Source organism: Campylobacter sp. P0109 (assembly GCF_002138755.1).
Classification (GTDB): Bacteria; Campylobacterota; Campylobacteria; order Campylobacterales; family Campylobacteraceae; genus Campylobacter; species Campylobacter devanensis.
This window is the reverse complement of record NZ_MJKK01000001.1, coordinates 1-19,615: the sequence shown is the minus strand read 5'-3', so window position 1 is coordinate 19,615 and position 19,615 is coordinate 1. Positions and strand designations below refer to the sequence as shown.

The window sequence follows — 19,615 nt, the reverse complement described above, 5'->3', positions numbered from 1 at the left end:
AATTACTTTTTACTATTTGCTACTTTAAATACTCTTGTATGACTATCTGATTTTGATAAACTTAGTCTTATTATAGAATTTTCTAATGCCTTTAACGAATGAGGTATAAATGCAGGCAATGTAATCATATCAAATTCATTCATAACTAAAATCTTGCCACTCATTTCAAATTCAATACCACCACGAAGCACTTGAACTATAATTGCATTTGGAGCCATATGTTCTTTCATAACCGCATCTTTAGCCATAGTTATGCGAATTTCCTTGCTAAATTCACTCTCACAAAGCATAGCAGTCTTAACACCATCAAAAATATTAAAATTAAAAATAATTTTTTCCACAGTAAGTCCAAAATAATGATTAAAAATCGAGATAAAGAAGAAGCCCCAAAAAAAGGGGCGAAATTGCAATAGAAATTACTTTTTAAGCTCTTTAATTCTAGCAGCTTTACCACGTCTATCACGTAGATAGAATAGTTTAGAACGTCTTACACGACCTCTACGTAGTACTGTAATACTCTCTAAGCTATCGCTATAAATAGGGAAAATTCTCTCTACACCAACGCTATTAGCACCGATTTTGCGAATGATGAAAGTCTCACCAGTACCACTACCACGGCGAGCTATACAAACACCTTCAAAGTTTTGAATTCTGCTTTTGTCGCCTTCTTTGATGTGGATAGCAATTCTCAAAGTATCACCAGCACGAAAGTCAGGCACAGACTTAGTCGCGATTTGAGCATTTTCAAATGCTTCAACATATTTATTTCTCATCTTTTTTCCTTAAAGTTTGGCGATTTAAGAGTTTGATACAAATCAGGGCGAAAAAACCGAGTTTTGCAAAGCGCCATATGATTTTTTAAAGCGTTGATTATACTATGATTACCCTTTAAAAAAGCTGAAGGCACAGGTGAACCATTAAAAATATTTGGCTTTGTAAAGCTTGGAGCCTCTAAAATTCCATCTTCAAAACTCTCAATATCTAATGAATTTGCATTACCTAAAACCCCGGCAATATTGCGGCTAATAGCATCACAAAGACTCATAGCGGCAATCTCACCACCAGTTAAAATAAAATCCCCTATGCAAAAAACCTCATTTACTCTACTCTCGATAACACGTTCATCTATACCCTCGTATCTACCACAAATAAAACTAATATTTTCTAGCTTCGCAAGTCTCTTAGCGTCATTTTGATTAAATTTTTTACCGGCTGGAGTGAGATAAATTACATGCGTCTGCCCTATACTATCAATCGCATCACAAAGTGGTTGCGCACTCATCAAAAGCCCAGCCCCACCACCAACCATATACTCATCAACTTTTTTATGTTTATTTTGAGTAAAATCTCGTGGGTTTATACAATTGATCTCTATTAGTCCACTTGTCTGAGCTCTGCCAAGTATAGAATCGCTAAAATATGGCGTAACTAAATTTGGAAATAAGGTTATAAAGTTAAATTTCATAAACTAAGAATTAAGCAATATATCCATAGAGTTTTTTACATCTACTCTTTTGCTGTTAATATCAATCTTAATAATAAAATTATCTTGATATGGTATATAAAACTGCTTTGCAAGTCCTTTGTTAATAAGTTCTGTGCTAGTCTTAATATCAAATAAAAATCCAGCCCCAACTTCTAAAATATCGTCAATTTTACCAAGCAAAATCTCGCCCTCATAAACCATAGAATCTATGATATCAAAATAAAAATACTCATCTTTTTTAAGCTTACAACTCTTTTTAGTATCTTCTACAGTACGGTATAAAACTCGATTTACAAGCTCTTTTGCTGCTTCAATACTCTCAAATCCATCAAATATTACAAGCGAATTAGAAGGTTCATAGCTCTTAATGGATAAAAGATTACCAAACTTATCATAAAATTTAGCGCCTTTTTTATACTGCTCTATGAAATCACTACGGTTATGAAGCTTTAAAGCTCCCTTTAATCCTACGGTTTTACCAAGTATGCAAACCTCTACTAAATCACTCTTCAATAGCTTTTACCGTAATTCTATATGAAGTTGGATCTTTGGCTTTATAGCCTATAACTACGGTTTTGATAGCATTTATCATTTTGCCATCTTTACCGATTAATTTTCCAGTATCGACCCTACTAGCATAGATAATAATCTCATCGAAGTTCTCACCTAAATTTATCCGCTCTGTGCGGATAATATCAGGTGAATCACTTATAAGTTTAGCATACTCTTTTAAAAAATCTTCAACCATTATTTTGTAATTTGAGCGACTCTATCGCTTAGTTTAGCGCCAACACTTTTCCAATATGCAAGTCTCTGGGCATCAAATTTAATTACTTCTGGCTCTACCATTGGATTGTAATAACCAATACTTTCAATCCAACCACTATCACGTCTTTTTCTACTATCAGTTACTACGATACGATAAAATGGTCTTTTTTTACGTCCCATTCTTGTTAATCTAACTACTGTTGCCATCTTTTTCTCCTAAAATATTTTTTATAAGGCTTAGTTATAGCTAAATTCATAGCCATAAATAAACCCTAACTTATTTAGGGCGGTTAGCGTTTGCCAACATATTTGCAAAGCCTTTCATACTATCTTTATTAGAGAATTTTTTAGCCAACTTTGCAGCACTACTAAACTGCTTTAAAAATCTATTTACAGTCATTTGGTCAAGTCCAGCACCAGCAGCAATTCTACGCTTTCTAGCATTATTTAATAGATCTGGATTCTCTCTTTCTTTTGGAGTCATTGAGCTTATCATCGCTTTTATATGTTTAATCTGCTCTGAATTATCTAAATCAATATCTTTTAACTGATTTGCCATAGAACTCATACCAGGAATCATTCCTAAGATTCCTTTCATGCTTCCAAGCTTTTTAACACTCTCAAGCTGAGCTATAAAATCATTAAAATTAAACTCACCTTTTTTAATCTTTTTATTGAGCTTTTTGGCCTCTTTTTCATCTATGATTGTAGAAGCTTTCTCAGCTAAAGTCGCCAAATCGCCCTCGCCTAAAATTCTGCCAACAATTCTATCAGGGATAAAACTCTCGAGATCGGCCACTTTTTCACCCACACCGACAAATCTCAGCGGAATTCCTACTTGATGTGCTATACCTATAGCTACACCGCCTTTTGTATCGGCATCAAATTTACTTAAAATAACCCCAGTAATGCCAAGAGCCTCATTAAAACTAGTAGCAGTGCGTACGCCATCTTGCCCACTCATCGCATCCGCAACATAAAAAATTTCATCTGGATTTAATACAGATTTTACCTCTTTTAATTCACTCATTAATGCTTCATCTATTGCCAAGCGACCAGCAGTATCAACTAAAAGTACATCATAAAGACCATCTTTTGCTTTTTTTAATGCTTCCTTAGCTACATTTACTGGATTATTTTCACCATCGATACTAAAAAGCTCGATCTCATTTGCGCTACAAAGCTGTCTAAGCTGTTCTACTGCTGCTAAACGCTGCAAGTCGGCTGCAGCTACTAAAACACGTTTTTTACGTGCTTTTAGGTAGCTTGCTAATTTTATAGTTGTTGTGGTTTTACCACCACCTTGTAAGCCGGCCATTAACACAACTGTTGGAGGGTTTGAAGCAAACACAAATCCGCTACCTTTATTACCATCATTTGGAGCGGTTAAAATATTTGTTAAATTAGTTTTTATACTATCTAAAAACTGCTTTTGGCCTATAGTGCCCTTTTTCATATCAGCTTCTACAAGACTTACAAGTTCTTTTGTCACCTTGTGATAAACGTCAGCCTTTAACAGCGACTTTTTCAGCGTCTCAAGCGCATTTTTTAATGCCTTTTCATCATCGACAAATTTAAGTTTATTTACAGCTGATTTTAGCGATTCGCCAATAAGTTCAAACACTATATACCTTTTAATTTGATTAAAATTGCTAATTATACACTAAATTTCTTTAACTTTCTTTAATTGCTTAACTATACTTATACCTTTATAACAGATATTTTATGTAATACATAGATGCAAACTACTACTAAAACAAATATGTAAAGCATAAAATTGGCTATAAAATATTAAATTAATTTTTTAAAAGCACTTCATTATAGACTACTTTATAAACTTAGCGGTTCTTTAACAGTTACCGCCAAGCAAAAAATAATTAATAATTATATCTCTTGCTAAGTTTAAAACCTAGATAGACATTTAATAAAACATACTTTCAAAATAACAATTATTTTACATAGACTTTATATTCAGAATATCCTCTAATATCCATCTGATCATATGGGATAAACTCTAATGAAGCACCATTAATACAATATCTAAGCCCTCCTTTATCAATTGGCCCATCATCAAATACATGACCTAAATGGCTGCCGCTCTGTCTTGATGTGACCTCTATTCGTTCCATTCCATGACTTAAATCCCTATGATAACTAGCCGCATCAGTTGTAATTGGCTTTGTAAAGCTAGGCCACCCACATCCAGCATCATATTTATCGCTAGAGCTAAAAAGCGGTTTTTTACTTACAATATCTACATATATACCACGCTCATCAAATTTATCATACTGACTACTATATGGTCGCTCAGTGGCCTTTTCTTGTGTTACTTTAAATGCTAAATCACTTAACTTTTCTTTTAATTCAGATAGGCTTGGAATTGTAAATTTGCTTTCATCATATAGTGGTTTGCTAGCCAAATTTAAATCAATATGGCAATAACCATTTGGATTTTTATCTAAATATTTTTGGTGATATTCTTCTGCTTTTATATAATTCTTAAGTGGCTCTATCTCAACTGCAATTGGTTTAGTAAATTTAGCCTGTTTGCGACTGATAAAATTCTCTATAACACTCTTTAGCTTATCATCACTATAATATATACCAGTGCGATACTGTCTGCCTATATCATTGCCTTGTTTATTGATAGAAAATGGATCAATAATACGAAAATAATGCTCTAAAATTTCATTAATATCAACCCTATTAGCATCAAATTTAAGCCTAACAACTTCTGCGTGATCTGTACGAGCAATCTGATTATAGCTAGTTTGGACACTTATGCCATTAGCATAACCTACTTCGCTATATACCACTCCATTAATAAGATCAAAATATCCCTGAGTCCCCCAAAAGCACCCACCACCTAGATATATCTCTGTTAAATTTTCCATACTATTGCCTTTTGGATTAGCCATTAAAGCAGTAATGGCAAGAATTATTGTAGTTATGTATTTTATCATTATACAACCTTGAAGTCTAAATTTAGACAATTTTAGCAAAACCAAAAAAATAAAATCTAAATATATTATTAAGGTTTAAATTTAATCAAAAGTCCATTTAAAGGGGCAAAACTCTCAAAAGAGCTTTGCTATATGTAACCCTATAAACGAAACCAAATAAGCAACAAATGTAGTAAAAATGAATAGATAAGCTATATATTTATATCCGCCAGCCTCTTTGCCAAAGACAATTGTAGCAGCCAAACAAGGATTATATAACATCACAAATAGCACATACGCCACAGCCACCTCAATCGGTATAGCTTCTTGAATTTTTTGTATTAATCCATCGTTATTTTCATCTACTTCGCCACCTAACGAATACAATACACCCATTGTAGATATCGCAACCTCCTTAGCTGCTAAACCACTAACAATAGAAACACTCAATCTCCAATCAAACTCCAACGGAGCAAAAAATGGCTCAATAAATTTGCCCACCTTTCCTAAATAGCTATTTTCTATTAAGATATTTTCTAATTCATTAGATAATCTCTCTTTGTCTTCATCAGTTGCGGCTATCTCTATTTTTTGTTCATAAATCTCTTTAGTAGAGTCTTGAAACGGAAAACTACTAGCAAACCATATAAGCACAGCTGCAGCTAGAATGAAGGTACCGGCCTTTTTGATATACATTTTAGCTTTGTTATAGACCATAAACCAAATGAGCTTCCAATTTGGCATTCTATATTTTGGCATCTCAACAACAAAAGGCTCATCAGGGCCTTTAAATGCCGTCATACGCAAAACCTTAGCCGCTATAAGCCCTAAAATAGCACCAAAAATATATATACCAAATAGCCAATTTCCAGCTTGAGCTTTTGGGGCAAAAGCACCTATAAATAGCACATACACAGGCAACCTAGCACCACAACTCATAAAATTAATTATGAAAAGAGTAAGCAAGCGGTCTTTTTCGTTTTTGAGAGTTCTTGTAGCCATAAATGCCGGGACAGAACACCCAAATCCAGTCACCAATGGGATAAAGCTTTTACCATGCAAGCCAAATTTATGAAAAAATCCATCTAACAAAAATGAAACCCTAGACATATATCCAGTAGTCTCCAAAAGTGCAATTCCAAAAAATAGTATCATAATATTTGGCAAAAATAGTATCACAGACCCAACCCCACCTATGATACCATCAGCCAATAGCGATGCCAAAAGCTCACTACTCACACTCTCTTTAACCATATCACCCAACGCCACATATCCAGCCTCAATATAGTCCATAGGCACCGCACCAAGAGTAAATGTAAGCTGAAATATCAACCACATAAAAAACAAAAATATCGGAATCCCAATATATTTGTTTATCAAAATTTTATCAATCATCCTAGTATAATTAATCTCTTTAGGCTTATGATATTTCACGCTCTCAGCGATCGCACCATTGACAAAATTACTACACTCTTGCATAAATATCTCACTTACAGATTGAGTTTTGTAGTGGATATATAGATTATTGTGAGCTGTCTGGATCACCTTTGATAGCTCTATCCAAATGGGCTTATCATGTAAATACTTATAAATTTGATTATCTTGCTTTAACAAAGCTATCGCTATATCTTTATTGCTTAATTTTAACTCTTTTATATTTGTATCATTTTTAGATTCTAAAAATTGCGAAATATCATCTATCTCTTTTTCAATCGCATCACTATAAATTCGCTTATTTGGGATATATGGTGATTTGTAAATTTCTATTATCCGTTCTATCAACTCATTTAAATTTGATTTTAAACTAGCAGATACTGATACGCAAGGCACTCCAAGGAGATTTTCAAATTTCTTAGCATCTATATTTATCCCCTCTTTTGATGCTTCATCGCTCATATTGAGAGCTAAAATCATCTTTTTATTTCTCTCCATAATTTGGGTAGTCAAGATCAAATTGCGCTCTAAATTTGTAGAATCTACCACATTTATGATGATATCATAATCATTTTTATTGATAAAATCTTTAGTTATCCTCTCTTCAAGCGAGTAATCATTAATAGAGTAAGTTCCAGGAAGATCTATAATCTTAATATCATAATCTTTATACTTAAAATTTGCTTCAGATTTTTCAACTGTCACACCGGGGAAATTCCCAACCTTCAAATGCGATCCACTAAGTGAATTTATAAGTAGAGTTTTACCTACATTTGGTTGACCTACAAGTGCGATTTTAATAATCTTTTTCATCTAAATTCTCTCCACCTCAATACTCTTTGCCTCATCATATCTTAGCATCAAGCACATTCTATTACACTCAATCAAGATAGTCGAACTCCCCAATGAACTCTCTATCTTTTTAATAATTTTGAATTTAGATAGCCCTAAACTAAAAAACCTCTCAAGCAATCTCTCAGTTACATTAAAATTTAAAATTTTAGCCATTTGACCATTTTCTAAAAGATCCAAAGTCATTAAAATCTCCAATAATGAAATTTATTATCAATTATAGTGAAATATACATTAAAGTTTTATTAAAAATAGTGGTTGTGTTGCAGAATTAAATTTTTGAATTACTAATACATATGCACAACTACAAGATAGCTTAATACTAATATAAATAAGATTTTAAACTAAAAATATTTAACAATATTTATTAAATAAAATTAATCTATTATTGTCTAGAACAGCTTAAATTTTATTCCTATAATAATTGTATTTGTTGTGTTATCTGGCGTATAATAGAATATTTTGTAATACTACAATTTAGGTATTATAAATAAAATATAATTAAAAGAAAAATTTATTTAATTTTTACAAAAGGATAATTTTACTAATTAAGCTTAAAAGGTTAAATTTGGTTTCTAACAGCTATGATTTTTTAAAATCTAAGAAAAAAACTTGGATAAAAGTAAATAAAGAGTATTAATCCTATTTAATTACAAAATGGTCTCCCCAATAGGATTTGAACCTATGGCCTCAGAATTAGGAATTCTGCGCTCTATCCTGCTGAGCTATGAGGAGCAAACTCCGCCGAAGCGGAGAAAATCAAAATGTATTAACCATTTCTCTTTTTGATAATTTCATCAGATACATTTTTAGGAACTTCTTCATAGTGATCAAATTCCATTGAGTATGAGGCACGACCTTGAGTTTGACTTCTTAAATCTGTAGAGTAGCCAAACATCTCAGCAAGTGGACAGAATGCAGTAACGATTTTATTACCACCTCTTTCATCCATTGAGCTAATTTGACCACGGCGTCTATTTAAGTCACCAATTACATCACCCATATACTCTTCTGGAGTCTCTACTTCGACTTTCATCATAGGTTCTAGAATTACAGCACCGGCCTTTCTAGCACCTTCTTTAAAGCCCATAGAAGCAGCAAGTTTAAACGCCATTTCAGAAGAGTCAACTTCATGGTAGCTACCATCAAATAGCGTAACCTTAACATCCTCAACAGGATATCCTGCTAATACACCGCTTTGAAGTGCTTCATTACAACCTTTTTCAACAGCTGGGATATACTCTTTTGGCACAACCCCGCCTTTAATATCATTAACAAATTCAAATCCGCTACCTGGTTCAAGTGGCTCAAGGCGTAAAAATACATGACCATATTGACCACGACCACCTGATTGTTTAGCGTATTTATACTCTTGTTCAACTGTCTTTTTGATAGTTTCGCGATAAGCAACTTGAGGTTGACCAACTTCAGCTTCAACCTTAAATTCTCTTAACATCCTATCAACAATAATTTCAAGGTGTAATTCACCCATACCAGCGATGATTGTTTGGCCGCTTTCTTCATCAGTGCTAACTCTAAAGCTTGGATCTTCTTGAGCTAATTTGCCTAGAGCTATACCCATTTTTTCTTGGTCTGCTTTTGTTTTTGGCTCTACTGCAACGCTAATAACTGGCTCTGGAAAATCCATTCTCTCAAGGATAACTTTATCTTTTTCACTAGCTAAAGTATCACCTGTTAAAGTATCTTTAAGACCAACTACAGCACCAATTTCACCAGCGTAAAGAACTTTAATCTCTTCACGTTTATTTGAATGCATTTTTAGTAAGCGGCCGATTCTTTCTTTTTTATCTTTTGTTGAGTTGTAAGCATAGCTACCGCTCTCTAGTTGGCCTCTATAAACCCTTACGAATGTAAGTTGTCCAACAAATGGGTCAGTCATAATCTTAAATGCAAGACCAGCAAATTCGCCATCATCTGTGCTATCTACAACTACTTCAGTACCATCTTCAAGCTCACCTCTAATAGCTTCAACTTCATCTGGAGCTGGTAAGTAATCAACAACTGCATCTAGAAGTGGTTGAACACCTTTATTTTTAAATGAAGTACCACAAACCATAGGAATCATGCTCATAGATAGACAACCAGCTTTGATACCTTTTTTAATCTCTTCAATAGTTAGCTCTTCGCCACCAAAGAATTTTTCCATTAGAGCATCATCAGTCTCAGCTACAGCTTCAATCATTTTATTGCGATACTCTTCAGCTTTTTCTACAAGATCAGCTGGAATATCTTTAACTACAAAATCAGTTGGTTTTGTATCATCTTCCCAAACAAGTGCTTTCATAGTAATTAGATCTACAACACCCTTAAACTCATCTTCAGCGCCAATTGGAATTTGGATAGGCACTGGATTTGCTTTTAAGCGGTTTTTGATCTGCTCTTCAACATTATAGAAGTTAGCACCGATTCTATCCATTTTATTTACATAAACCATTCTTGGAACACGGTATTTATTAGCTTGTCTCCATACTGTTTCACTTTGAGGTTGGACGCCACCAACAGCACAAAATACAGCTACAGCACCATCTAAAACACGCATAGATCTTTCAACCTCAATAGTAAAATCAACGTGTCCTGGAGTGTCTATAAGGTTGATTTGATGGTTTTTCCAAAAACAAGTAGTCGCAGCAGAGGTAATAGTAATACCGCGCTCTTTTTCTTGTTCCATCCAGTCCATAGTAGCAGCACCATCATGAACCTCGCCAATCTTATGGCTCATACCTGTAAAAAATAGAATTCTCTCACTAGTCGTAGTTTTACCAGCATCGATATGCGCAGCGATACCGATATTTCTAACCATATTTAATGGAGTTTTTCTTGACATAGATACTCCTTATTACCAACGATAGTGAGCAAATGCTTTATTAGCTTCTGCCATTTTATAGGTATCTTCTTTTTTCTTAAATGAAGCACCTTTTGAATTTGATGCATCTAGCAACTCAGCGGCTAATTTTTCTATCATTGTTCTCTCACTTCTTTTGCGAGCAAAACTGATAATCCAACGGATTGCTAGGGCTTGTTGGCGAGCTGGACGGACTTCTACTGGCACTTGATATGTAGCACCACCTACACGGCGAGATTTAACCTCCATAATAGGTTTTACATTATCGATAGCACTGTTAAATACTTCGATACCTTTTAACTCTCCACCTTTAGAATCAATAGCTTTTAAAGCGCCATACATAATCTGCGTAGCTACACTTTTTTTGCCATCATACATAAGTGAATTAATAAATTTAGTTATAACTTTATTGCCATAAATTGGATCAGGCATTACTTCCCTAACAGGGGCTTTTCTTCTTCTCATAACTTTCCTTCAAATTTAAATTTTACTCAAACTAAGCCATATCTAAGGGCTAGTCTGCGTCCTAAAAGATTACTTTTTAGCTTCTTTTGGGCGTTTAGCACCATATTTAGATCTAGATACAGTTCTTTTAGCCACGCCAGCTGTATCAAGTGCACCACGGACAATATGATATTTAACACCTGGTAAGTCTTTTACCCTACCGCCACGCACTAGCACGATGCTGTGCTCTTGTAGATTGTGACCTTCACCGCCTATATAGCTGATAACTTCAAATCCACTTGTTAGCCTTACTTTGGCAACTTTTCTCAAAGCTGAGTTTGGTTTTTTAGGAGTTGTTGTATAAACTCTGGTGCAAACTCCTCTTCTTTGAGGACACTCTTTTAACGCTGGTGATTTAGATTTTACAATCACTTTTTTGCGTTCTTTTCTGACCAATTGATTAATGGTTGGCACAATTTTTCCTTTCAACTAAATTTATTAAAAAGTCGCTATTTTACTCAAATTTTACTTAATTTAAGATGAAATTTGGTATAGATCTGCTTTTTTATACCAAATCCCGTATTTCGCTATTATCTATAAATGGAGCAAATGCTAAAATTTTCTTCTCGCCATTAATTTTTATATACAAATCGTCTTTTCCTAATAAATTTTGAGCGCCAACTTCATCCATAATAACCTTAGATTGAGGCGATGATATCGTTTTTAGAGCGATTCTAGTTGGAATATTAGCTCTTAAATTTTGGCTTAATATCTCAGAATTTGGAGTTTGAGTTGCTAGTATTAAAAAATTCCGCTAGCCCTGCCTTTTTGTGCGATTCTAATTATTAAATCTTCTATATTTTTATTGCTAGCAAATAGATCTGCCACCTCATCAATAACTACGACAACATTTGACAACGGCTCTTTTAGTTGATTATTTTTTGCTACTTTATTACTATCTAATATCTTATATCTTCTCTCCATTTCATCTACGAGCTTTTTCATTAAATCATATACTTCATCGCTATTTTTAATAACTTTTTTACCGCAAATAACGCTTATATTGACTTTATTTTCATAAATTCCAAATTCCGCCCCATTTTTTGGGTCTATTAGTATAAATTCTACATTTGAATTTAATTTTGCAATTGATATAATCAAATTTCTCATCAATACCGACTTACCGCTTCCTGTAGTTCCAGCAATAAAAATATGCGGACACTGCTCCAAATCAAAAAATATCGGATCATTTTTCATATCTCTACCGCAATATGCCCCAATCTCAAATTTTTGATTATATTTCATCAAATCAGCCTTAAAGGACTCTCCATTTAATATTTGCCAATCTTTTTGTAATTTTGGCAAATATATATAAAATGTCATCGCTTCGCCAATCACTTCATCAAATAACGCTGGCCCAGCAAGGCCAAATCGCATTTGAAAAGAGTCGATATCTTTTGAGAGCTTTTTATAATCATCAGTATTTTTTAGCCGAATTTTATAGGCTATATGGCGAATAGAATCTTCTTTATCAATAATCTCAATATAGATGCTATTTTCCTTGCAATATTTTAAAATATCCTCTTCATCAACTCGGTCATCAGACTTGGCTGAAATATCGTAGTTAGTAGCGCTATTTAGATTAAATTCATCTATTAGGTACTGATAAAAATTATCTGTAGTTTTGTAGGTATTATAAATTTCTAATAATCCCCTATGAATATATTTATGTAAAGCCATATCAAAATTTGAATCATCTGAAAAATCAATATTTTCATCCTTATGTCTAAAAGCAAACATAGCCCTTAACATAGTCTCATAATTTTTATTTCCCTTACCTAAAATCTGTTCATAATTATACTCCTTTTCATTTCTTGCATCACCATCATATGTAATAGTATTGCTCCAGATATTATGATCGAGCAGATAGTAAGACAATCTAAAGCTTTTATTAATCGCTAAACGTAAAATATAATACTTTGGTAAATTTGGTATTTTTAAACCATTTTTTATCACAGTATTGATAAAATTCTCTTCGCCTGTTTTTGTAAAAAATTTACTCGCCATCACTATCTCCTATTATATTTTCAATACTGCTTTTTACTATCCTTGCACTTTTTCTACTTGTATCATTTTCTATTTTATAAAATTGTGCTATTTTGTCTTTGGCAATCTCATATTCATTAGCGCCAAATTCGCTATCTGTAGGCAATACTATAACCTGATTTGAAGCATTAAAATAATAATTTTGGATAATACTTTTTCTATTTAAATTATCGATTCTTGCTAATGGAGTATCAATAATAAGTGGCAAATTTCTATCGCTTAGTTCTGATAAAGCCCAAAATATGCTAATTGCTGCTATTTGTTTTTGGCCGGCACTTTGATTTGCTACTGGAATAATTTCATTTTTAATATCTTTTAGATATATATTAAAATCTTTAATTTCAACGCTAGCAACATTATCATCTGGAAGAAGTTTTTGATAATTCTCATAAACTTTATCTTTTAAACAACTTGCCACTCTCTCAATTCTCTTATCTTTATATTGTAAAATAATTCTCTCTAATTCTTGTGCCATCTTAAATTGATCGCTAATTCTATGGTCTTGGCCGATTTTTTCATCTAGATATTTAATTTTCATCTCAAGATTATTTTGCAATACTTGTTTTTCTCTTAGCTCATTTTTATTATCTTCAATCTCTTTAGTTTTTTTAGAGAGTTCGGCTTGGAGTTTCTCTATCTCATCTGCAACCTTATCAATTATTTTTTTAGCTTCATTATCTACTAAATATTGATTAAGCAACTCATTATACTCTTTGAATTTTTGCTCGGAATTTTTATGTTTTACAATCGCATTGCTTAGCAAATTTAACTCTGAATTTAGGCCATTATAAAGAGTTTTTAGTATATTTAAATTTCTAATTTCTCTATAAGTTTTATTTTCATCGCTATTTTGTGTAAATTTCTTAAATGCCTCATTTAGCTTAAGCGCCAAAGATGAAGTATCTCTGTCAATTTGATACTCTTTAAATAGATATTCAGCACTAAAAGCACAAAGCTCCTTTAACATTTCTGGATCTAAATTTGAGCCAATCTGTGAATTTTCCAAATCAGAAAAAAAATCAGAAAAAAAATCATCTAATTTTAAAAATAAAATCTCTCCACCGTAATTTTTAATAGAATCTTTAAAGCTATTAATATTCTCTTCTTCTGTGTTTTTTAAATTCAAATATCTCTCTTGTTCTCTTCCGCTACTTATGATATGATTATCTCTAACATCATTCTTGTTTCGTAGTTCATTTTCTATCCACTCTTTATCTGTACTCAAATTTTTAATTTGATCGTCTAAATATTTGATATGCTCATTGCACGCCAATCGAGCGTCTCTGCTGGCGAAAAGTTCAGCTTGTTCGTTTGAGTATTCTTTAAGTCCATTTTGCAACTGTTCTTTAGTGGTTTTAATCTGCTTAATTAACTTATCTAAAATCGTGATATTTAGCATATCTTGTATCTTTTCTTTTAGCTCTCTTTCCATATCTTCAGCTAACTCACCAATCATTTCACCATTAAATATAAAAAACTCAATAAACTTAGTAGGAAAAATAGATTCTAACTTATCAGTAGCCTCACAATCTTCAAATTCATTGCCATCAAATTTAACTATTAATCTCTCCTCTAAATTTGGAAATCTTTTCCAATACCTTTTGATAGTTATCTCTTTATTATCTTTTTGCAATACCAATTCTACATAGAATTCATTTTTACCCTCTTCTACCGCCGTTTTATTTAACACTCCACCCCATTTAGTCTCCAAATTATCTACAGATGTACCAAGTAGTAATTGTTTACTATGAAATTTACCTCTTCCTTTTTCTATACCATTTAAAATAGGTGCTGGAACTTTACTAGAATCATTTAATAATCCTGAACCTAAAAATAACAACTTTAAGCTTGAGATAAAGCTGGTTTTACCAAAACCATTTCTACCATAGATTAAATATAACGGCTTTAAATCATTCTTTTGAAATTCGATAGTTTGTTCTCCATAATATGCAAACATATTGCAAATTGTAATCTTTTTATAAAAAATCATCTATTTTCCTTTAGCTTTTCTGTTGCATTATCTAAATGTTTTTTGATAATATTTAATAAATCATTATCTCTAGCACCCATATTTTGCAAACTAGTAGCCTCTTTAATTATTGATTTTGTCATATTGGCCAAATTTGTATCTATAGCATCTATTAAATCCTCATCTGGCAACTTGCTATCTTCTAAATCAATATCTACGTTCTGCATCCTACCATACTCCTTTGCGATTTTAATTAATGAATTTTGTGAATCAAACTCTTTATTCCACTCTTTTGCTATTAACAATAATTGCTCATCGCTAATTAATTCACTTCCACCTTGTGCTTTAAACTCCATTTCGGTTTTTAAAAGTAAATTTAATATCTTTTTTCTAGCCATACTTGTAAATGGTCCTCTTTGATATCTACCATCTCTTTTAAAATCACTTCTTAAATTATGATTATCTCTTGCATCTTTGATAAAATTTCTAAAGTCATTAAGTCCTTGCATAGCTATCTGTCCGTTTTTTATAAAACCTTGCATAGATTTATCTTTATTTACCAAAGTACATATCCAGCATCCAAAACGACTACCGCCGCAACTATTTTGATTTTTATCGATTATAAATTGACACTCATCCCCGCTAGCTTGCATATAAAGCTCAAATAATCTATTATGACTTTTATTCCAAGGAGCTGGATTATTTATAGCTAGATAATTCCAAACCATATCAGTATCCCACTCTACTATAGGCGAAAATATCAAAACATTTGGATAATCATCATGTTTGCTTAAGCCATCTTCGCTTAGATTTCGCTTTTCAATACTTCTTTTTCGATTTATACTTTCGCTTTTTCGCACACCCAAAGTCATTATTGCACTACCATGTTTATCAGTAATTTGCCTTACTATATCTTTCATTGGCTTGATTTTTAGGCGTTCAGTACACCATCTAAAAGTTCTAGTTGGACTTGGATAACCCTTGCCAATAAGATTAATCCAAAACTCATCACTAGCTTTAGGCTTAGCAATAATTATTTCAAATGGCAAATTTCGATTCTTAGCATCTTTATTAATTATTTCTACGATTTCATATAGATACTCCTTTATATTCTTCAACCATTGTATCAGATAATATTGCATATGTGGGATTTAATCTATCTTTTGGTAATTTTATCATCATCTCATATATGAGTTGTAAAACACACGTAGAATCCTTGCCGCCACTAAATGTTATAATCCATGCTCTTTTATAACGAGAATAAATATCTAAAATTTTATCTCTAGTTTGATTTAAATGTACGATAAATTTATCACTACTACTAACAAATGAAACCCCGCTATCTTTAGCATTTAATAAATTTCCATCGTAATATTTTACATTTGATAAATTTATCTCATTAGCTAATTTTTTAGCATTATTAGAGCTGGTGCAACATAAAATATATTCATTATAATGATTATTGGATATAAAATTTAGAATTTGACTTTTAGTAGTTAGATTAATTGAATTTGCAATATGAGAAGCTAAATATGTTTGTCTTGGTCTAATATCTATAATAATAGAGTTATTGCCATCGCATAATAACTTTGAAGTAGCCCTGCTACCCCCCCCCACTACTGTTAGACCGGTAGTTGAATTTAATAGATTATTTTTTTCCCATATTAATCCAAATTTATTTATATTAGGACTGGTAATTATATAACAAACAAACTTATAAGAAAATTTAGATTTAAAATATTTAGATATATTTAACTCAAACAGTAAAAACAAACTGTTTGAGTTAATTTTAGGTTAATTTAATTAATTATTATATTTAATTTTAACCTTTTTATCTTGATAAAGTCCGGTACCAACTGGAATCATACGACCTAAAATTACATTTTCTTTTAGATCTTCAAGATAATCAAATTTAGCTGCTATACTAGCTTCTGTTAGAACTTTTGTAGTCTCTTGGAATGATGCAGCAGAGATGACGCTATCACTATAATCCATATACTTTTCATCTTTTAAAAAATAATAAATTAGCCGATTAAAAATTTAAATTGACACAATTTTCCTTGTCGGCTAAATTTATCAAAATATCTTATTTCTCAAATTTTACCTAATTTAAGATAAAATTTAATATCAAATTTCTATATCCATAATAAGCCAACTATTTAGATAAGATTTTATCCATTAATATAATTTTGCATCCAAAAAATTCTAAAATATACTGTTTTTTATCTATATTTTTTACAGAGTAAAATTTTATAATGTTGATAAAATTAAATTTTATCCTTATATTAGTGATATTTTTTTCAAAAATTTGTTGCCATTGTTTATCATCTAAAGATGCAACCAATGCTTGTTCATAAAGCTGTGTTTTATAAGATATAGTAAGCATATAATCTTGTCTTTTAGCCGTATTATTATCATGCCAACGATATGAAAACAAAATTTCATCAATGTATTTATATTTACCAACTTTAGATAGTTGCAAATGCAGCCACCAATCTTCAAGTGGAGCTTCTGGTGTAAATTTTCCTATCTGATCTAAAGCACTTTTTCTTATCAAATAACCATTTGGGATATAATTTTTTTTTACAAATGTTTCATATATTCCAAATCTAGATGAACTAAAATTTACATCTGCATTTGCATTCTGCAAATATTCTCCAAATGTTTTATACTCAGCCATCGACAAATTTATAGAATTTCGATGCTTATCCCATCCTATTTTTTTTGATGATGAATCTATAAACTCATTATCTCCAACAACCAAAACATAATCTAAATTATTTTGTAAAAATTGAACTTCTTTTTCTATGGCTTGAGCTTTTGCCTTATCATCGGACGCAATAAGATAAACAAATTCGCCATTAACCAGCGAAATAAGCTTGTTTAATGTTTTACAAGTTCCTTCATTCTCTTTTGTTTCAAAATAAACTCTTGCGAAGCGTTTTTGGCAAATTTTTTTCATTTCTTGAATTTTTTGCCAAGTTGAATCTTTAGAGCCATCATCAATTACAATTAATTCTATATTTTGATAAGTTTGTCCAATTATAGAGTTGATCGTTTCTTGAACATATTTTTCGTGATTATATGCTGGGATAATAACAGATACTAGATTATTTTCCACGGCTTACCTTTAAATAATAATTTTATTTTATATAAAAAATATTCTAACCTATTTGTATTGGTTAGAAATTTATTAGTAATTCTAATTTTATTAAATATAGCTAATAATTTTTCTTGATTAACAACATAAGGAAAATCAATATTATAGGCATTATAATCATACTTTATACACTTTACATTTTGATTCAAATCAATTTCTATGCGATTTTTTACATCGATTTCAGGTTCGCAAAACAAGTACAATAAATTTATTTTATCCCCAAATTTTTCTTTTAAGATATCATATCCTTCTAATATAGCATCTTGTGCGATCTCGCTTTTATTGTTTGGTGTTTGAATATAAACAACAAGAATATTTTGACTATTCCGAATTTGTTCTAGCAATCTATTTATTCTTTTGTTATATTTTTCTCTTACTTCTATGTATGCTTCATCAAAAGGTATATTATTTTTAAAATCATGATTAAAAGTTATATTGTTTAATTTATTGCAATATGCATTACAAGATATGCTTCTTGCCTCATGAGCAAATTCTAAATCTTCTTTATTTATAAAATCTTTCATATTGTTTGCAAGCATTTTTATCCTATCTAAAAGAGTAGAACCATATAACCAATCAAACGGGTAAGAATAAAAACGAAGGCGACTTTCTCTAAGAACTTCCGCACAATAACGAGCTTCTCCTATACTAAAAATTAAATCATACTTTTTTTCATAATTGCTTATTATCTCATATTTATATTTTTTATTTTTTTATAGTTTTTTAGGTTTAGAAACAGAAAATTTATCAAAAATTTTATCCCATCCATTTTTTTCGTATTTTCGCCCCGCAACATCATTGTCAGGAGGAAAGAAATCTACAAAATCAACCAAGTATTCTTCAGCACAATTCTTGAATTTTTTTTAAGTTTTCTTTTTCTGCTACAATTAATAGTTTAAAATTTTTGAATGTATAGTATTGTTAATATCTTTGGATTTAATTTTATATATATAAAGTTTTGATTTTTCCGATTGTGCGATTTTTAAAAATTTTTCTTTTAAATAGCTTATCCGCGATATAAAATCTTTTTTGTCAGCTTCAAGTTCTTTATTTGTGGCTGTGTTATCAATATATTTCTGCATAGCAACTTTTCCGTGAAACCTTATATGAGAATTTGGACATTCCCATAAAGGATTAGGCTTTTGTAAAAAATCAAAACCTATGCAATTAAAATTCTTAAGTGCACATATTAAATCATCAATTGTATATGAATATGTCCAATTTAAAAGACTTGATTCTTCAAAATTATAATATTTTAAAAACTTATATGCAACCTCACGATTATACCCAAGAGAAACTATGTAATCATAATGCTTTTTTTATACAAAAATTTTTTAAAACTCATTTACAACCTCCACAACTTTTTTTACTTCATCATCACTCATCACTGGTGAAATTGGCAAGCTAATTATCTCATTGTGTATTTGCTCAGTTATTGGGAAACTTAGATGATTTAACTCTTTATAACACTCTTGCTTGTGTGGCGGGATCGGATAGTGGATTATGGTTTGAATTCCATTATCATTTAGATAGCTTTGGAATTTCGCTCTATCTTTAACCCTCACGACAAACACATGCCAAACATGCGAAT

Annotated in this window: 21 protein-coding genes, 1 tRNA gene and 1 pseudogene; all 23 read right to left on the bottom strand. The window is 31.5% G+C overall.

Features of this window, described 5'->3' with window-relative positions; translation table 11 throughout:
- Window positions 1–2: 2 nt before the first annotated feature.
- Window positions 3–290 carry a cupin domain-containing protein gene (locus CIGNP109_RS00115; protein WP_179186968.1) on the bottom strand — a complete coding sequence of 96 codons (288 nt, stop codon included), beginning with the start codon at window positions 288–290 and terminating at the stop codon, window positions 3–5.
- 126 nt (window positions 291–416) lie between these two features.
- Entirely contained in the window at window positions 417–773 is a 357-nt protein-coding gene (gene rplS, locus CIGNP109_RS00110; RefSeq protein ID WP_086227740.1) for a 50S ribosomal protein L19, read from the bottom strand.
- Window positions 770–1,465: a tRNA (guanosine(37)-N1)-methyltransferase TrmD gene (trmD, locus tag CIGNP109_RS00105; RefSeq protein ID WP_086227739.1), complete on the bottom strand. Its 696-nt coding sequence runs from the start codon at window positions 1,463–1,465 to the stop codon at window positions 770–772. The genes rplS and trmD overlap by 4 nt, the downstream gene beginning before the upstream one ends.
- 3 nt (window positions 1,466–1,468) lie before the next feature.
- The gene (gene rimM / locus CIGNP109_RS00100) at window positions 1,469–1,999 is read right to left on the bottom strand and encodes a ribosome maturation factor RimM (protein WP_086224037.1); all 531 of its coding nucleotides are present in this window, start codon (window positions 1,997–1,999) and stop codon (window positions 1,469–1,471) included.
- Complete coding sequence (locus CIGNP109_RS00095) at window positions 1,989–2,234, bottom strand: KH domain-containing protein (RefSeq protein ID WP_086226545.1); 246 nt, start codon at window positions 2,232–2,234, stop codon at window positions 1,989–1,991. The genes rimM and CIGNP109_RS00095 overlap by 11 nt, the downstream gene beginning before the upstream one ends.
- Window positions 2,234–2,461, bottom strand: a complete 228-nt coding sequence (gene rpsP / locus CIGNP109_RS00090) for a 30S ribosomal protein S16 (RefSeq protein WP_063998335.1) — start codon at window positions 2,459–2,461, stop codon at window positions 2,234–2,236. Before rpsP ends, CIGNP109_RS00095 begins: the two co-directional genes overlap by 1 nt.
- Window positions 2,462–2,531: 70 nt before the next feature.
- Entirely contained in the window at window positions 2,532–3,878 is a 1,347-nt protein-coding gene (gene ffh, locus CIGNP109_RS00085; RefSeq protein WP_086224035.1) for a signal recognition particle protein, read from the bottom strand.
- A 325-nt stretch (window positions 3,879–4,203) separates the two neighbouring features.
- Window positions 4,204–5,217 carry a peptide-methionine (R)-S-oxide reductase MsrB gene (gene msrB / locus CIGNP109_RS00080; protein ID WP_086227738.1) on the bottom strand — a complete coding sequence of 338 codons (1,014 nt, stop codon included), beginning with the start codon at window positions 5,215–5,217 and terminating at the stop codon, window positions 4,204–4,206.
- Window positions 5,218–5,331: 114 nt separating this feature from the next.
- Window positions 5,332–7,443 (bottom strand): ferrous iron transport protein B, encoded by a 2,112-nt coding sequence (feoB, locus tag CIGNP109_RS00075; RefSeq protein WP_086227737.1) that lies wholly within the window; start codon window positions 7,441–7,443, stop codon window positions 5,332–5,334.
- Window positions 7,444–7,668 carry a FeoA family protein gene (locus CIGNP109_RS00070; protein WP_086227736.1) on the bottom strand — a complete coding sequence of 75 codons (225 nt, stop codon included), beginning with the start codon at window positions 7,666–7,668 and terminating at the stop codon, window positions 7,444–7,446.
- A 472-nt stretch (window positions 7,669–8,140) separates the two neighbouring features.
- Window positions 8,141–8,217, bottom strand: a tRNA-Arg gene (locus CIGNP109_RS00065).
- A gap of 34 nt (window positions 8,218–8,251) precedes the next feature.
- Window positions 8,252–10,327 carry an elongation factor G gene (fusA, locus tag CIGNP109_RS00060; protein ID WP_086224031.1) on the bottom strand — a complete coding sequence of 692 codons (2,076 nt, stop codon included), beginning with the start codon at window positions 10,325–10,327 and terminating at the stop codon, window positions 8,252–8,254.
- Between the two features lie 12 nt (window positions 10,328–10,339).
- Window positions 10,340–10,810: a 30S ribosomal protein S7 gene (rpsG, locus tag CIGNP109_RS00055; protein WP_086224030.1), complete on the bottom strand. Its 471-nt coding sequence runs from the start codon at window positions 10,808–10,810 to the stop codon at window positions 10,340–10,342.
- A 69-nt stretch (window positions 10,811–10,879) separates the two neighbouring features.
- Window positions 10,880–11,263, bottom strand: coding sequence for a 30S ribosomal protein S12 (rpsL, locus tag CIGNP109_RS00050; protein ID WP_063998572.1), 384 nt, complete (start codon window positions 11,261–11,263; stop codon window positions 10,880–10,882).
- 91 nt (window positions 11,264–11,354) lie between these two features.
- Window positions 11,355–11,480, bottom strand: a complete 126-nt coding sequence (locus CIGNP109_RS08735; protein WP_272887900.1) for a hypothetical protein — start codon at window positions 11,478–11,480, stop codon at window positions 11,355–11,357.
- Between the two features lie 110 nt (window positions 11,481–11,590).
- Entirely contained in the window at window positions 11,591–12,856 is a 1,266-nt protein-coding gene (locus CIGNP109_RS00045; protein WP_086227735.1) for an FtsK/SpoIIIE domain-containing protein, read from the bottom strand.
- Entirely contained in the window at window positions 12,846–14,885 is a 2,040-nt protein-coding gene (locus tag CIGNP109_RS00040; protein WP_086227734.1) for an AAA family ATPase, read from the bottom strand. The genes CIGNP109_RS00045 and CIGNP109_RS00040 overlap by 11 nt, the downstream gene beginning before the upstream one ends.
- Window positions 14,882–15,982 (bottom strand): phosphoadenosine phosphosulfate reductase domain-containing protein, encoded by a 1,101-nt coding sequence (locus CIGNP109_RS00035; protein ID WP_180379992.1) that lies wholly within the window; start codon window positions 15,980–15,982, stop codon window positions 14,882–14,884. The genes CIGNP109_RS00040 and CIGNP109_RS00035 overlap by 4 nt, the downstream gene beginning before the upstream one ends.
- Window positions 15,954–16,481: a rhodanese-like domain-containing protein gene (locus tag CIGNP109_RS00030; protein WP_180379991.1), complete on the bottom strand. Its 528-nt coding sequence runs from the start codon at window positions 16,479–16,481 to the stop codon at window positions 15,954–15,956. The genes CIGNP109_RS00035 and CIGNP109_RS00030 overlap by 29 nt, the downstream gene beginning before the upstream one ends.
- Window positions 16,482–16,667: 186 nt before the next feature.
- Window positions 16,668–16,850: pseudogene (locus CIGNP109_RS00025) on the bottom strand (hypothetical protein); the annotation flags it as partial.
- 169 nt (window positions 16,851–17,019) lie between these two features.
- Window positions 17,020–17,985, bottom strand: coding sequence for a glycosyltransferase family 2 protein (locus CIGNP109_RS00020; protein WP_086227731.1), 966 nt, complete (start codon window positions 17,983–17,985; stop codon window positions 17,020–17,022).
- Window positions 17,970–18,671: a DUF1796 family putative cysteine peptidase gene (locus CIGNP109_RS00015; protein ID WP_236847536.1), complete on the bottom strand. Its 702-nt coding sequence runs from the start codon at window positions 18,669–18,671 to the stop codon at window positions 17,970–17,972. The genes CIGNP109_RS00020 and CIGNP109_RS00015 overlap by 16 nt, the downstream gene beginning before the upstream one ends.
- A gap of 687 nt (window positions 18,672–19,358) precedes the next feature.
- Window positions 19,359–19,615: DegT/DnrJ/EryC1/StrS family aminotransferase (locus CIGNP109_RS00005; RefSeq protein ID WP_180379990.1), on the bottom strand; the 257-nt coding region annotated here is incomplete at its 5' end.

Excerpts from the sequence above, each read along its gene's own strand:
- CIGNP109_RS00115 (WP_179186968.1), bottom strand. The coding sequence starts at position 290 with ATGCTTTGTGAGAGTGAATTTAGCAAGGAAATTCGCATAACTATGGCT.
- rplS (WP_086227740.1), bottom strand. The coding sequence starts at position 773 with ATGAGAAATAAATATGTTGAAGCATTTGAAAATGCTCAAATCGCGACT.
- trmD (WP_086227739.1), bottom strand. The coding sequence starts at position 1,465 with ATGAAATTTAACTTTATAACCTTATTTCCAAATTTAGTTACGCCATAT.
- CIGNP109_RS00095 (WP_086226545.1), bottom strand. The coding sequence starts at position 2,234 with ATGGTTGAAGATTTTTTAAAAGAGTATGCTAAACTTATAAGTGATTCA.
- rpsP (WP_063998335.1), bottom strand. The coding sequence starts at position 2,461 with ATGGCAACAGTAGTTAGATTAACAAGAATGGGACGTAAAAAAAGACCA.
- msrB (WP_086227738.1), bottom strand. The coding sequence starts at position 5,217 with ATGATAAAATACATAACTACAATAATTCTTGCCATTACTGCTTTAATG.
- feoB (WP_086227737.1), bottom strand. The coding sequence starts at position 7,443 with ATGAAAAAGATTATTAAAATCGCACTTGTAGGTCAACCAAATGTAGGT.
- CIGNP109_RS00070 (WP_086227736.1), bottom strand. The coding sequence starts at position 7,668 with ATGACTTTGGATCTTTTAGAAAATGGTCAAATGGCTAAAATTTTAAAT.
- fusA (WP_086224031.1), bottom strand. The coding sequence starts at position 10,327 with ATGTCAAGAAAAACTCCATTAAATATGGTTAGAAATATCGGTATCGCT.
- rpsG (WP_086224030.1), bottom strand. The coding sequence starts at position 10,810 with ATGAGAAGAAGAAAAGCCCCTGTTAGGGAAGTAATGCCTGATCCAATT.
- CIGNP109_RS08735 (WP_272887900.1), bottom strand. The coding sequence starts at position 11,480 with ATGGATGAAGTTGGCGCTCAAAATTTATTAGGAAAAGACGATTTGTAT.
- CIGNP109_RS00045 (WP_086227735.1), bottom strand. The coding sequence starts at position 12,856 with ATGGCGAGTAAATTTTTTACAAAAACAGGCGAAGAGAATTTTATCAAT.
- CIGNP109_RS00040 (WP_086227734.1), bottom strand. The coding sequence starts at position 14,885 with ATGATTTTTTATAAAAAGATTACAATTTGCAATATGTTTGCATATTAT.